Raw genomic sequence first — 14,879 nt, 5'->3', positions numbered from 1 at the left:
ATGCTCCTTGCACTCACGCTCTTGGCCGCGGCATCACCCTTTCGTTCAACCACTCCCGAATCGCTTGGGCAGCAGCTCCGCTACGAACCGGACAACGGCGCTTTCGTCGCCATCCACGACCACGAGCGATTCAACCGCCCCCTCTACGGGGGAAACACCGCCTTTCGGGTCGACGGAGGAGACATCCCCGAATTCGTGCTCTACCTGCCAGGTCGCGGCGGCAATGTAAGGTTCGCGCTACAACGAGGCGAAACCACGAAATGGATACATGAAGCTGAATCCGTGGAACCCCGCTATATCCCCGGCTCGCTCGCCTACCTGATCGAAGATCCCCTATTGGAGGGAGCAACCCTGCAACTCACCGCCCTCGGTAGGTACCACACCGAAAGCTTCCTTGTCGAAATCGAATGCCCCAACGCGCCAGCCGATCTTCGCATCCTCGCCGTTTACGGCGGACTGAACGGGCAGCGGGGACAGCGCGACGGCGATATCGGCACCGAAGACGTCCCCATTAGCGAATGGTTCCAACTCAAGCCTGAGTTCTGTCGCGACAACGTATTCACTTACTCAACACTTGGTCAAAGCTACCTGCTCACCGCCCCTAAAGGCCGCATTCAAGCCTTCCTCTCAAAAGATGCCCAACTGCAAGCCGTCGACGCCGCTTGCTGGCAAGACCTGCAATTGCTTGCTCAACAGGCATCCGACTCCAACGCCGTCCGAACCGATCGCCCCCTTCTCGTATCCACAAACCAACTAAACGGAAAGCCGCTCTACTTCTCTTGGGAAAAGCTACCGAACGAGACCGATTCCCAAGCCAGCTTCTCCCCCAAGCAACTTCCCCAACGCTACGCCGAAAGCCAGACCATCCGCCAACAGCGAGCCACCCAACTCGAAGTCCACACCCCAGACCCCTATTTCGACGCGGCCGTGGCCGCACTTTGCATCGGGGCCGACGCGACCTGGGACGAGCCCCAGCAAGCCGTCATGCACGGAGCCATCGCCTGGCGCCGTAAACTCTTGGGCTGGCGCGGCCCCTACGCCATGGACGCCCTTGGCTGGCACGAACGCTCTCGCGCTCACCTCGAGTACTGGTCCACTCGCCAAGACACCTCCCCCATTCCCGACGTCATTCCAGGACCCGACGAAGACGGAAACCTCGCCCGCTCCGAAGCCGCCCTGCACAGCAACGGCACCCTGTCGCGCTCGCACTACGACATGAACCTGGTCTACTTCGACGCCGTCTTCCGCCACCTCCGCTGGACGGGCGACATCGAATTCGGAAAAAAACTCTGGCCGGTCATCGAACGTCACCTAGCCTGGGAACGACGCCTCTTCCGCCGCGAATACGAAATCGACGGCGAAAAGCTTCCCCTCTACGAAGCCTACGCCGCCATCTGGGCCAGCGACGAAATGAGCTACAATGGCGGAGGCGTCGCCTACACCTCCGCGTACAACGCCTTCCACAATCGCGAAGCTGCCCGCCTCGCCGCCCTGATCGGCGAAGACCCGCAACCTTTCCTCGACGAAGCGCAAGCCATCGAAAAAGCCATGCGAAAACTGCTTTGGGTCGAGAACGGCGACGCGTCCTACTTCGCCGAATACAAAGACTGGCTTGGCCTGCAACGCCAACACAAGGCGGCCGGCGTTTGGAGCATTTACCACACCATCGACAGCCAAATCGCCGATCCAGAAGAAGCGTATCAAATGACTCGATACGTCGACCAATCCATTCCACACCGTCTTCTCTCCTACCCCCAACTCGCCGACTCTAACCCCATCTGGGTTTTTTCCAGCTCCCACTGGTTCCCCTACGATTGGTCCGTCAACAACGTTGTCATGGGGGAAAACATACACACTGCCCTCGCCTATTGGCAAGCGGGTCGCTCCGAGGAAGCCTGGAGCCTCACCAAAGGTTCCCTCATCGCCAGTATGTTCGCCGGCATATGCCCGGGCAACGTTGGCTCCATGAACTTCCTCGACGCCTACCGCGGCGAATCCCAACGAGACTTCGCCGACGGCTCCGGAGTTACCTCCCGCGCCATCGTGGAAGGCCTCTTCGGCGTGCAACCGAACCTACTTGAGCAAAACCTCACCCTGCGCCCCGGCTTCCCACAGGATTGGGAATCTGCCCAACTTAAGCACAGCTCGATCGCCCTGAACTACCAAAAGACAGGCGACGAGGTAAGCCTCACCGTCGAATCCCAATTTCCAGCCGAAACCCAGCTCATCCTGCAGCTCCCGCTGCACGCGATCCCGGGCAGCATCCGCCTCGACGGAACTAAACCGAGCAAACTTGCTACGCTCAACCAAAACGGACACGGATACCATCAGGCTATCTTCACTCCCAGCCAACAAAACTACACCCTTAGCTACACCCTCCCCGCCAAAGCAGCCTTCACGCCTCCAGATTTCCAATACACGCCTTCCGTCACGGTGGATGCTATCGACTGGAGCAAGACCGTGCCAGCAAGGCTAACCGCTCCCGTCGACCTTAGCGGGGCCTTCAACGCCAAGGTGACCGAGATCTTCCAACAAGAGTATCGCAGCCCGCGATCCCCCTTCGTCTCCCTCGCCATCCCCAAGCAGGGCATCGGCGGTTGGGCCGGCGCCTACAAACGACAGTACGAAGTAGACGACCGCGGAGTTCGCCAAACCGCTGCCGACAACGAAGGCAAACTAAACCTGCCCAACCAAATTCCCCTCACTACTCCAACCGAGCCAGAGAGCAACAACATCGCCTTCGTCTCCCTCTGGGACAACTACCCAAACAGCATCACCGTACCTGTCAAAGGAGACGCCCGCAGGGCCTACCTCCTCCTGGCCGGTTCCACAAACTGGATGCAATCCCACATCGACAACGGCGTAGTTGTTTTTCACTACACCGACGGCAGTTTCACCGAGCTTGCCCTGCACAATCCCACCACTTGGTGGCCCATCGACCAAGATTACTTCGTCAACGACTTCCAGTTCCAGCATCCAGGTCCTTATCCGCTGCGGCTCGACCTCGCCACCGGAACGTTCCGTAACTACGACCCACTATCCAGCGCCGACCAAGCCTACGCGATTGAGGGTGGATCCGCCACCGTGCTCACCCACACCCTCGACCCGCAAAAGAAGCTCTCCCACTTGGAACTCAAGGCACTCTCCACCGAAGTCGTCATCGGCCTTATGGCCCTCACCTTGGAAAAATAAAGTTCATCACCAACGCAGTGGAAATCGCTGACTGTTTTGTAGGGCCGTCGCTAGCGACGTGCCGCAGTTCCCAACCCGTCATCCTGCAACGCGGCGTGGAGCAAGCTCCAGCCCTACAGCATCGCCAACAGCAAAAAGTCATTCCCGCTAATTGGGATGTGCCAAAAATAAAGCCGACGCCAACTCAATATTTCTAACCAAACCAACAAACACGAAATGCTCGATAAACGAAATATCGCCATACTCCTCCTATCCGCCTTGCTCGGCTTCTCGCCAGCAAGCCAAGCCGCCGATACTCCCACACCGGCGGAAAAGGCAAGCTCCATCATCAAGCCGATGCGTTTCATGGATACTGAGCAAAGCGAACGTGCCATCGAGTTGACCGCAAACTACCTCAAGGACATCGCTACGATCTCCCAGCAACGAAGCAAAGAACTTTCAGCAATCGGCGACGCGCCAGACGCCGCTCCGGAAATCCACGAACAAACTGCTGACGCCTGGAAAAAGCACCGACGCCTCGCGATCGCCCTGCGCGACGCCTACGTTGCCCAGCTCAACACCCTCATGGTCCCCGGCCGCGTCGACCGCGTCAAGGACGGCCTCACCAGTGACTGGTACCAGCTGGAGCTGCAACGCTTCGACCGCCTCGCTCCCGACCTCACGTATCCAGAACGCGCCCACATTGTCGGCCTGCTGGTAGAAATGCGCGAGAACGCGATGCTCGAGGTCGAGCCCAAGCTACAATTGCAATGGGCTCACAAGTACCGAGGCATCATTAACAACTACATCGCCGCCCAAGGCTACGACTTCCACGCCCTCGCCAAGACCTACAGAGAGACTTACGGAGACTAGCATGCCCCCTGTAGGTCGCAGGCCTAGGCGACAAATCCACGAACGTCGCCACAGTATCAAAGCTCAGGCGGCGTTTCCCGCATTTAAGTCGTGGGAGAGCGCTTGTCACGCGATTCCCAACTCCAAACCCGACACACGCCGTAGGGCTGCCGCTCGCGGCACGCCGCGATGCACGATCCAAAAATCCTCGAGTGAAGCGATCATTGCCGGTCTCAGACCGGATCCAGCGAGCCCAGCAAGCGATGCGAACAAAAGCATCTCCCATGCTCACACTTTTTGTCCTAAAAACTGAATACGCCAAGTACACGCAGCGCCCAAGCAAATCCTACCGTGAACCCAATCCCTCCACCCCTGTGCACAGCAATAACTACTCCTAAAAATGACCTCCCCCCTACACCTCCTGGCAAGTCACTGCCTAATCGCTCTTTCCCTCACTACCCTACAATTCTCGTCCGCCGCCCCCAACGCAACCAGCCCCGAGCAAGCTGAGCACCACATCCCCCGACTCTTCATCGCTAGCGACTCCACTGCCGCCCAAACCAACAAACGCCCGCAATACGGTTGGGGAGAATTCTTAGGCGAACACTTCGATCCAGACCGACTCGAAGTCGTCAACCTCGCTAAAGGCGGACGCAGCAGCCGCACCTTCATTTCCGAAGGTTGGTGGGCTGAGCTCTTGGAGCAAAGCAAACCGAGAGACTGGGTCATCATCCAGTTCGGGCACAACGACGCCACCGCGATTGGAGCCTCTATGTTCAGAGGCTCCCTCCCAGGTCTAGGAAACGAATCCGAAACCTTGCTCAACACTAAAACCGGAGAGCGAGAAACCGTACGAAGCTTCGGCTCCTACCTTCGCGAAATGCTCCGCGACGCCAAAGCCGCGAAACTCCACCCAATCCTCGTTTCCCCAACCGTGCGCAAGTCGTGGCAAGAGGGAAAGATCGTACGTGATGCAGAAGGCCACGGAGAATGGACCCGACAAATTGCCCTCCAAGAGAACGTCCCTTACATCGACCTCAACAGTCGCGTCACCGACATCCTCGACGCCCTCGGCCCCGAAAAGGTCGAAACGATGTACCAAGGCAAAACCCATTTCCGCGCTCCCGGAGCACAACTTCACGCCGCCACCCTTGCCCTAGAACTCGCCAATCACCTAGACATACCAATCAAGCAATAGGAAACAGTGACTTCGCATTTCGTTGAATAAGCGCTCGAGACCTCGTTTATCTCCCTTTTGAATATCAACAAAAATGCTACTCCACAAAAAGCTCCCCATTTCCTACTTCCTCTTTGCTTTTCTCACTTCCACCGCATTCGGCTCGAATGGTGTCTTGAACGTCAAAGACTACGGAGCGCAGGGCGACGGTATCGCCATCGACAGCGACGCAATCAACGCGGCCATTGACGCCGCCGCTGAAAGCGGAGGCGGCACCGTGCTGCTGCCAGCGGGCGATTACCTGTCCTACACCCTCCGCCTCAAAAGTAATACCACTCTAAAGATCGACGCCGGAGCCACCTTGATCGCAGCCGAACCCACTTCTGAAAGAGGATACGATGCCCCCGAGCCCAATCCTTGGAATCAGTATCAGGATTTTGGACACTCCCACTTCCGCAATAGCCTCATCTGGGGCGAAGGCCTAGAAGGCGTATCGATCCTAGGCCCCGGTAAAATCTTCGGACGTGGACTGAGCCGCGGCAACGGTCCTCACGCTGCGCCCTACGGATCCCAGCCCCCACCCGCCATCGACGGACTTCTGCCCGACGTGCTGGCAGCCGACGGCGATTTCGAAATTCCCCATCGCCCTGACGTCGTTCCCGGTCCTTTCGGTCACCCGAACCAGCGCGACACTCTCGCCGCCGGAATCGCCAACAAGGCCATTGCCCTGCTAAACTGCCGCAACGTCACGATGCGTGACCTGAGCATTCTCCACGGTGGCCACTTCGCCATCATCACCACCGAAGTAGACAACCTCACCATCGACAATCTCCTCATCGACACCAATCGCGACGGCATCGACATCGACGCCTGCCAAAACGTCCGCATCTCAAACACTTCCGTCAACTCCCCCTGGGACGACGCCATCTGCCTCAAGTCCTCGCACGCTCTCGGCCGCCCTCGCACTACCGAAAACGTCACCATCACCAATTGCGCCGTCAGCGGCTACGACGAAGGCACCCTCTACGACGGCACCCGCAAACGCACTTGGAAAACGCGCGGCGGCCCGCACGGACGCATCAAGCTCGGCACCGAAGCAGGCGGCGGATTCAGGAATATCACGATTTCAAATACGACCTTCGACCACTGCCGCGGCCTTGCCTTCGAGCAGGTAGACGGCGGCGTGCTGGAAGATATCACCGTATCCAACATCACCATGCGGGACGTGCAAAACGCCCCTATATTCATTCGCCTCGGAGCCCGACTACGCAATCCCGACGCTACCGGACCGGGTACCGTATCCAGAATTCTTATCGACAACGTCACTGCTTGGAACGTCGCTCCCGAACATGGCATCATCATCGCCGGACTCTCAGGGCATCCCATCGAGGACGTCGTTCTCTCCAATTTACAATTTCACTACCGCGGCGGAGGCACTGCTCAGCAAGCCCAGCGAGTGGTTCCCGAATACGAACGCGACTATCCCGACCCTTATAATTTTGGCACCATGCCTTCCTGGGGCATGTTCGCCCGTCATGTGAAGAACCTCCAATTACGCGGCGTGGAGTTCCGGGCCCTCAGCTACGACGCCCGCCCCGCGATCCTGCTGGAAGACGTAGTAGGCGCCCGCTTCAGCGACCTTCAGCTTTCAGGTGACTACCATGAGAAATCTTGGTCTATGACCGACGTATCCAGTTTTCACGCACGCGACGCAAGCGGACTGGCAGATGGCCCTCAACTCTGAAATTCGCTCCAAGGTGGCGCGGCTTCTCCGAAGACGCTCTCAGCGTACACTTAACTCTCAAATCCTTTCTGGCAATCGCGTGACAAGCACGCTCCCACTGAATGGGAGCGACTAAAGCGTATATTTCCAGCCTTCTCTCGGCTCGGGAGATCGAATGTATTGGTCCGCCTCCGGTACGCCGATCGCCTTCATGTTTTCGCTGTCCCAGTGAATTGTCTTTCCTGTTTTGAGAGCGAGATTGCCGACCAAAACGCCCTCGTTCAAAGTGGCTCCATATTCGAAATCCGCGTTGGCGCGTCGACCCTCTCGGATCGCAGAAAAAAACTCCGAATAGTGACTGCCCTTGATACGCGGCAAGGTCTTCGGAGGGAGATTCCTACGAAAATCCTTCCAACGCTCCTGTGGCAGAACGATCGGGGCAGACTTAGCCCGCATGTCCGGAAAATAGAGAGCACCCTCCGTACCCACGAAATACATACCAGCGCTCTCCTTCAAGGGATCGCCCTCGGGCCAGTGAGGCAGGTTCTCCGGCAAGTGTGGTTGCCCGTCCTTTTCTCCGCTGTACCAACGCACCTTAACAGGACCACGCCCCGCCTTGGCAGCGTACTCGTAGTCGACTTTGCACCAGCGCGGCGTGCCGACATCCGACATGCGCGGATTGATTCCAGACACCGTTTTCGGAGCTCCCAATTCGAAACAGAACTCTAAGACGTCCCACATGTGCGCTCCGATGTCTCCCAAAGGACCATTGCCGAAATCCCACCATCCGCGCCAACTCTTGGGAAGATAAATGTTGTTGAAAGGGCGATACCTCGCTGGTCCCAGCCAGAGATCCCAAGAGACTCCATCCGGAATCGGTTCTTCAGGCGCGTCTTGTTCGTAAGTGTGAAAGTCGCTTTCGCGCGGGCGGTTCGTCCAAAGGTGAATGTCAGTCACTTCCCCGACCACTTCCGCATCGAGCCACTCCTTCAGCACCCGCAAGCCCGCGAAACTGTGCCCGTGCACGCCGAGCTGGGTGGTCACGCCGTACTTTTTTGCAGCGGCCCTCAGAATTCGGATCTGCTCGATAGTGTGAGCCATCGGCTTTTCCAAATAGATGTGGTATCCCCGCTGCATCGCCTCCATTGCGATTGGAAAATGAGTGTGGTCTGGCGTGGAAATACCCACCGCATCGATCCCATTTCCCAACTTGTCGAACATCACACGGAAATCGCGAAAGCGAGGGACGTCAGGAAACATTGAATACGTCTCCGCAGCGCGCCGCTCATCCACATCGCAATAGCCAACCGTGTTTTCGGTGCGGTTTCCTTGGGATGCATGCACCCCATGGCCGCCGACTCCCACATAGGCCACATTCAAGCGATCGCTCTTGCCAGGCTTGGCTGACAAGGAGGACACGTAGGGAAAACCGAGCAAACTGCCCGCATAGAGGGAGGTCTTAACAAAATTTCTTCTATTCATGGGGTAAGGGGTAACGACGACTCGAAGGAAAAATCAGTTCAACAACTCTGAGACGCTAATGCCAAACGAAATCATCGCTAGGGTAAAACCATTTCAAGGGCTCTCGAATCCATTGGAACTAGCCCGCAGTTCTCCACGCTCTAGATTCGGATGCCCGCACTCCTTCCAGCAAGGCCTCCACCTCCCTCAAGGTGGCGATCGAGGTATCCCCCGGAGTCGTCATCGACAAGGCCCCATGAGCAATCCCGTAATCGAGGGCGGTGGAAAGCTGCCCGAATTTCATTAAGCCGTAGATCAATCCGCTGGCAAAACCGTCTCCGCCCCCCACCCGGTCGAGAATCTCCAAATGCTGGAACTCTCGACTGTAAACGAACTCCCCGTCCTGCAAACCGATAGCCGCCCAATCGTTCACGCTGGCGCTGCGAACCTTGCGCAAAGTCATGACCAAAGCCTTAAGCTTGGGAAAGCGCTTGGCCACTGCTGGCGCGCTGGACCGGAACAAAGTCTCATCGCTCAGGGAGCTCCCCTCTGCGCCTTCGGCGAACTTCAGTCCCAAGCATTTTTCGAAATCGAATTGGCTTCCCAGCAAATAGTCGGATTGCCCAACGACCTTGCGCAGTACCGAACGCGTTTTATCGGCGTCAAAGCCCTCACGCTCCCAGAGCGAACTCCGGTAATTCAAGTCACAACTGACCATCGTGCCTGCCCTTTTCGCGGCCCGGCAAGCTTCCAAAGTCAGTTCAGCGGTCCTCGGCCCCAGGGCGGCGAAGATTCCTCCCACGTGCAACCAACGAACGCCCTGTTTTGCGAAAATATCGCGCCAGTCAATATCTCCTGGCCCCATCATCGATGCCGCAGAATGCCCGCGATCCGACACCCCAATCGCCCCCCGTAGTCCAAAACCGCGCTCAGTGAAGTTCAATCCGTTGCGGGCCGCCAAGCCCGTACCGTCGAAGGGTACCCAGCGAATAAAGCTCGTATCTACCCGCCCCTTCTCGATCAAACGCTCCAGCAGATGCCCAATCTCGTTGTCCACCAGAGACGTCACCACTGAGGTCTTCAGTCCGAAACAACGGCTCAAGCTGCGGCTCACATTGTATTCGCCGCCCCCTTCCCACACGTGAAAGCTTTCCGTCTCGCGAATGCGTTCGCAACCAGGGTCAAAACGAAGCATGACTTCACCTAACGATACACAGTCAAAGCGAAAATCCTTCTCTCCATTGGGGTGACTAGAGGGCATACTGCAAACAAATCGGTCTTGCCATAGGCGAAGTCAAGATCATACACGTGTTGGCCTATATCGGAGGTTTCGTTTTACCAAAGCTAAACGACTGGATCGTAGCTTCAGTGGGCCCGTCCTCCATCAACCAGCTCAACTAGAAGGAACTACATGATAAAAAAAAGCAGCCCCCCGATGGTTATTGCATGAGGCTGCTCAACCATTGTGCAAGAAACCTATCTGGTCCTCGAATCATTCGATCGAACTATCACCATATAAACAATTGAAAGAACTCACCGTCCCGACTCACATCCCCCTACGCGACAGTTCGAAATCTCTGCGTCAAAACCATCAACGCCAGTCGCCTTTCTACCCTGAAACCTTTCAAAACCCAAAAAATAACAATGAAAACTAACTCGTGTAAGGCTATCGCGCTCACAAGCCTCTTGGCACCTAGTCTCGCTGTGGCTGCCCTTTCCTCAAACGAATCCATCGCTACCGTCGAACTGACGAACCCCAGCGACTACCAACGCTCCGACGAGATCGTCTCATTCGACCTCTTCGACCTCGGCCTGCGAGAGAATGATCCGAGAGGCAATCAGCTCGTTGCCATGGAAGGAGACCTCTCCCTCCCCAGCCAATCTGTCGACGACGACGGCGACGGCTCATTCGACCGCTTCATAGTGGGACTCGATTTCACTCCCGGCCAAAGCCGAGAGATCGAAATCTTGGTCGCGCCGAAAGTAGCCAACGCAAACGCTTTCCCAAAACGCACCCAAGCCGAAATATCCCGCGCCGTCGGAGGTAAATGGGTGGGCCAAGTCTATGAAGGCGGCACCGGCTTCGAAAACGTGCAAAGCCTCACTCCGCCCGCCCAGCACAAGGATCATTCTCTCTTTATACGCTACGAAGGCCTAGGCATCGAATCCGACAAAGTTGCCTACCGCGTCTACTTAGACAGGCGCAACGGCTTCGACATTTTCAGCAAAACCAAGCACGAACTGGCATTGCACAACATCGGACAAGACGGCTTCGAGTCCTACCACCACCTCGCCGACTGGGGCATGGATACCTTAAAAGTGGGCCAATCCCTCGGCACCGGAGGTTACGGACACTGGAATGGCAAGAGCGTGGACATTGTCTCCGCGGTCGACGGCTGGGACGCAACGATCAAGGAAAACGCACACCTGCAGTCCTCGTTCAATATCAAGTACAAGGGCTGGGAAATCGCCGGTAAGAAGGTCGATCTCGACGCCACCCTCTCCATGCAAGCCGGCAGCCACCTCGTGCATGTAGATCTTGAATACAGTGAGGTCCCCGGTCCCATCGCCATCGGACTGGTCAAGCACGCCGGAACAGAGCTCATCGAAGGCGACCGCGACATCTCCAACTTCGGAGCTTGGACCTACATCGCCAGCTGGGGCAAGCAAAGCCTCAACGACGACTACCTCGGCATGGCCGTCTTTTTCCGCAAAGGCAGCTTGGAGAAAATCACGCAAGACGACTCCAATTACGTCGCCGTCGTGGAAACCGGCAACACCGGCTACGATTACTACTTCTGCTCCACCTGGGAGAAGGAGCCCAACGGCATCGGTTCGAAGGAAGCCTTTGTCGCTTACCTCGACCGCCAAATGGAAAAGCTCACCCTTCCCGTACGTAGGGAAGTCGTCACTACGCTCGACCTAGCAAACAAGCAAGGCCCCCTCACCGCTGAGCGGGCCCTAGGCTACAGCGTGCAAATGTCGGAATCCGAAATGAAGCGCCTCGGTTATGGACTGGCCCTCAATCAATACGACCCCGACCGCGAAGGAATCGCCAAATGGACCTACACCACCGGTCTCCTCATGCAGGCCATCGACGACACAGCAGCCGCCACCCAACGCGCCGATCTTCGCAGCTACGCCGACAAGGTCATGAACTCCTACGTCGAAGAAGACGGCACCATCACCGGATACAACGCCAAGAGCTTCAACATCGACATGATCAACTCCGGCAAGTTCCTGCTTCGCCTCTGGGAACGCAGCAAAGACGAAAAGTACAAGATCGCCTCCGAGCACCTCCGCGCCCAGCTCGCAGACCACCCTCGCACCTCCGAAGGCGCCTTCTGGCACAAGCAGATCTATCCCAACCAACTTTGGCTCGACGGCGTCTACATGGGCATGCCCTTCCTCGCCCACTACAGCCAACTGTTCGAAGACGGCTCCGAAGCGAAAACCGCCGTGCACGAGTTCGAAATCGCCCGCAAACACATGCGCGACTCGAAGACCGGCCTCTATTACCACGGCTGGGACGAGTCCCGCGAACAAAGCTGGGCCGACAAGAAGACCGGCCTGTCCGCCGAGTTTTGGGCCCGCGGCTACGGCTGGTACACCATGGCGCTCGTAGACGTCATGGACTTCCTGCCCGAATCGCAAAAAGATCTGAGAAAAACCATGATCAAGCTCATGGTAGAGGTCGCCGATTCCCTGGTCGGTGTCCAAGATCCAGATACAGGCACCTGGTACCAAGTGCTCGACAAGCCCGAGCATCCGGCCAACTACACGGAATCATCCTCCAGCTCCATGTTCGTCTACTTCATGGCCAAGGCCATCAACGAAGGGTATTTGTCCGACAAATACAAAGATGCTGTCATCAAAGGCTACCAAGGAATGGTCAACGAATTCATCACCTTCCACGCAGACGGCTCCCTCAGCCTTAAAGATGTCTGCAAGGTCGCCGGCCTCGGCTTCGGTCGCGACGGCAGCTTCGACTATTACATGAAAGAGGACATCGTCGACAACGGCCCACATGGAGTCGGCCCCTTCATCCTCGCTGGAGTAGAAGTCAGCAAACTCCTCAAGTAGAGCAAGACGCACACTTTCCAAAAAACAAAGGGATGCCTCGCGGCATCCCGTTTTTCGTAGGGCTGGCGCTCGCGCTACGCCACAGAAACCTAATCGCAGCCCCTAGCTGCAACGCGGCATGCCGCAAGCGGCAGCCCTACAAACAATCGAAAGCATCACCAACGAAATCCATAGTCTTCGTGAACGAACCACTTTTCGGATACAAGCCGAGCAAGGTGGCGCGGCTTCTCCGAGTACGCACCTCAACCCAAGCATTAGCCGACGCCCGCACAACAGGATCTACTCCCTACGACCGCTGGCTGAAGCTCAGCGCTACGACGCATGCGACGTTCGACCCGTGACAGGACACTAGTGCAGCGTATGCAGATTGTTCGCTGGAACCGTATAGTCCACAAACTCGTTGGGATCGGTTCCGTTCAGAAACTCCTCCAAGTTCGTGTATCCATCTAGATCGGCGTCCTGCGCTCCGTCGCGACGGTAATTGGGCCGCAAGCCATGCGCTTCCTCCCACGAGTCGGGCATCCCGTCGCCGTCAACATCCTTGTCAGCGAGTGTGGCCCCCTCGGCGGGCGGGGGAAAGTTCGCATCCTCCCACATTTCGTAGAGCTCCATGTTGTCGTTCTCGTTTCCGTACGGCTTCCACTTTCCACCTTTCAGGTGCGGCAGCTTGCTTTCGCGGGATTTGAACCTCTCGATGAAGTGCAAATCCGTGCTGTCCCGGTTTGGAAGGTAGGCGCCGGCAATCGGGGTGAGAAGCGCTACCAATTCCAGGGGATCGGTCTTCGTGACCGGCATCACCGTATGCCCCGATTCCAGAAAGGCGCTCCGATAGTCCGATGCGAAAGGTTCGACCTCATCGCCATGTTCGACCCAGTTTTCCGCGAGAAAAGCCGTGTCGTTGGAGTTAAAACTGTAGCGATTCGGATTCCCTGGAATATCGATGATGTAATTCCCCACCATATTGAAGCGGCTGTGCGGGCGTAGCGAATGGCCGCTGCGCATGTTAGCCATTACATTGTGTCTCCAGTCCACCAATACGCAGTCGATTTCCGGCGAGCGGCTGAGTGTGTTATAAAATAGGTTGTGGTGAAACGTTCCATAGCCTCCGACTTCAGGCCCGTAGGGATGATCGCCCAAACCGGCCAAGCCCGGACCGAGCAGGCAATATTGGATGCTGAAACCGTAGAAGGAGGACTCTCCCCCAATCATGCGTAGCAGCTCGTCGCTGGCGTATGCGAAGCTGCAATGGTCGAAAATGATATTCTCCAGTCGACCGCGGGTACTCATGCCATCCTTGACCATGGGAGGCCGCAGACGAAAACGCATGCCGCGCATGATGATATTGCTGGCCGCCATGCAAAGACGTCCGTTGATTTCCACTCCTTCACCTGGAGCCGTGTAGCCTATCAGCGTCAAGTCTCCCTGGGTGATCCAAGTATCGTCCGGCAAATCGATTTGCCCGCTCACGGCGAAAAGCACCGTCCTCGCGCCTTGCGTTTCCAACGCTTCCTTGAGGCTTCCAGGGCCGTCGGGGTTCGTGTTCGTAACGTAAATCACTTGCCCGCCCCGACCTCCTGTCGCCAGGGCTCCAAACCCTTCGGCTCCTGGGAATGCCGGAATGAAATCGGCTGGCACTTGTCGTGGACCTCCGGATACAATCAGCCAAAAGAAGGGATCGTGTTCAAAGCGTGTCGGAGCGGAACGCGGAAAATCTCGGATGTAGAGATAGAGTCCCTCCGTGATCTTTGCCCCATAGTTACCGAGTTCGGGAGCAGCCAGCGTCTGGGCGCCATAGGGCTTGAACGCTTCGACCAGAGCCTCGATTGTCTCCACGACATTCTGCCTCACCTCGCTTAATGGCGTCGTCGGAAGGTATTTTTCCGCCAGTTTCACGAAGCGTTCGTCCATCAGGTGGCGCTTGTTGGAAGGCGCTTCCCGTCGTTCTTGCAGGAGAGCCTCGAAGGCAGCCAGAGCGTCGGGGTCATCCGTGCCCCCGTAAAAAGTCCGGTTCCAAGCCGAGTCCCGTCCGTTGCCCAACATCACGGGATCCTTCTGCTGCGGACCGCCCGAGGGAAGCGAGGTGAACTCCTTCCAATCCGTCTGGTACTCGAGCACGATGGCAGGATGGTCCAATAAGGTGCCCTGCAGCAATTCGACACGTACCGAGCGTCCATCGCCAAACCGCCGGAAACGCGCATCCGCCAATCGGGAGCGCAGCGCCCTTTCTACCGCCGGTTCCTCCAGGCGTGGCAAGTACTCTGGGTCCAGCAAGGCGCGTTCGATCAATGGTGACTTGCGGATTTCCTCAAATACCCCTTCCGCAAGGGGATACCGTTCTTCTAGAGTGTTCGCGCCAAGCACTGACAAGGAAACTCCTAACGCAGCAATTCCGAGAATGCTTTTGTATTTCAT

General features: G+C 57.1%; 9 protein-coding genes. 6 read left to right on the top strand and 3 right to left on the bottom strand.

Annotation, left to right across the window (positions count from 1 at the left end):
- The 4 genes from IEN85_RS06505 (at position 1) to IEN85_RS06490 (ending at position 6,944) form a co-directional block, all read left to right on the top strand.
- On the top strand, positions 1-3,192 hold the full coding sequence (locus IEN85_RS06505) for a DUF4450 domain-containing protein (protein WP_191616276.1): 3,192 nt from the start codon (positions 1-3) through the stop codon (positions 3,190-3,192).
- A gap of 216 nt (positions 3,193-3,408) precedes the next feature.
- Positions 3,409-4,044, top strand: coding sequence for a DUF3826 domain-containing protein (locus IEN85_RS06500; protein ID WP_191616275.1), 636 nt, complete (start codon positions 3,409-3,411; stop codon positions 4,042-4,044).
- Between the two features lie 379 nt (positions 4,045-4,423).
- The gene (locus tag IEN85_RS06495) at positions 4,424-5,221 is read left to right on the top strand and encodes a rhamnogalacturonan acetylesterase (RefSeq protein ID WP_191616274.1); all 798 of its coding nucleotides are present in this window, start codon (positions 4,424-4,426) and stop codon (positions 5,219-5,221) included.
- A gap of 73 nt (positions 5,222-5,294) precedes the next feature.
- Positions 5,295-6,944, top strand: coding sequence for a rhamnogalacturonidase (locus IEN85_RS06490; protein WP_191616273.1), 1,650 nt, complete (start codon positions 5,295-5,297; stop codon positions 6,942-6,944).
- A 111-nt stretch (positions 6,945-7,055) separates the two neighbouring features.
- On the opposite strand, the gene IEN85_RS06485 is transcribed toward IEN85_RS06490, so the two are convergent.
- Together IEN85_RS06485 and IEN85_RS06480 are read right to left on the bottom strand one after the other, a co-directional pair.
- On the bottom strand, positions 7,056-8,405 hold the full coding sequence (locus IEN85_RS06485) for a Gfo/Idh/MocA family protein (RefSeq protein ID WP_191616272.1): 1,350 nt from the start codon (positions 8,403-8,405) through the stop codon (positions 7,056-7,058).
- A 118-nt stretch (positions 8,406-8,523) separates the two neighbouring features.
- Positions 8,524-9,645 carry a sugar kinase gene (locus IEN85_RS06480; RefSeq protein ID WP_191616271.1) on the bottom strand — a complete coding sequence of 374 codons (1,122 nt, stop codon included), beginning with the start codon at positions 9,643-9,645 and terminating at the stop codon, positions 8,524-8,526.
- Positions 9,646-10,028: 383 nt separating this feature from the next.
- Here IEN85_RS06480 and IEN85_RS06475 point away from each other — a divergent pair, with 383 nt between their 5' ends.
- Together IEN85_RS06475 and IEN85_RS06470 are read left to right on the top strand one after the other, a co-directional pair.
- Complete coding sequence (locus IEN85_RS06475; RefSeq protein WP_191616270.1) at positions 10,029-12,467, top strand: glycoside hydrolase family 88 protein; 2,439 nt, start codon at positions 10,029-10,031, stop codon at positions 12,465-12,467.
- A 179-nt stretch (positions 12,468-12,646) separates the two neighbouring features.
- On the top strand, positions 12,647-12,808 hold the full coding sequence (locus IEN85_RS06470) for a hypothetical protein (protein ID WP_191616269.1): 162 nt from the start codon (positions 12,647-12,649) through the stop codon (positions 12,806-12,808).
- A gap of 7 nt (positions 12,809-12,815) precedes the next feature.
- On the opposite strand, the gene IEN85_RS06465 is transcribed toward IEN85_RS06470, so the two are convergent.
- A complete protein-coding gene (locus IEN85_RS06465) occupies positions 12,816-14,879 on the bottom strand; it encodes a hypothetical protein (RefSeq protein WP_191616268.1) in 2,064 nt (687 codons plus the stop codon).

Origin of the sequence: Pelagicoccus enzymogenes, from assembly GCF_014803405.1 — a bacterium.
In the GTDB taxonomy this organism is placed as follows: domain Bacteria; phylum Verrucomicrobiota; class Verrucomicrobiia; order Opitutales; family Opitutaceae; genus Pelagicoccus; species Pelagicoccus enzymogenes.
Note: the sequence above shows the minus strand (reverse complement) of the source record. Positions and strands in the feature narration are given on the sequence as shown.

Coding starts and splice junctions, on each gene's coding strand:
- IEN85_RS06505 (WP_191616276.1), top strand. CDS start 1: ATGCTCCTTGCACTCACGCTCTTGGCCGCGGCATCACCCTTTCGTTCA.
- IEN85_RS06500 (WP_191616275.1), top strand. CDS start 3,409: ATGCTCGATAAACGAAATATCGCCATACTCCTCCTATCCGCCTTGCTC.
- IEN85_RS06495 (WP_191616274.1), top strand. CDS start 4,424: ATGACCTCCCCCCTACACCTCCTGGCAAGTCACTGCCTAATCGCTCTT.
- IEN85_RS06490 (WP_191616273.1), top strand. CDS start 5,295: ATGCTACTCCACAAAAAGCTCCCCATTTCCTACTTCCTCTTTGCTTTT.
- IEN85_RS06485 (WP_191616272.1), bottom strand. CDS start 8,405: ATGAATAGAAGAAATTTTGTTAAGACCTCCCTCTATGCGGGCAGTTTG.
- IEN85_RS06480 (WP_191616271.1), bottom strand. CDS start 9,645: ATGCCCTCTAGTCACCCCAATGGAGAGAAGGATTTTCGCTTTGACTGT.
- IEN85_RS06475 (WP_191616270.1), top strand. CDS start 10,029: ATGAAAACTAACTCGTGTAAGGCTATCGCGCTCACAAGCCTCTTGGCA.
- IEN85_RS06465 (WP_191616268.1), bottom strand. CDS start 14,879: ATGAAATACAAAAGCATTCTCGGAATTGCTGCGTTAGGAGTTTCCTTG.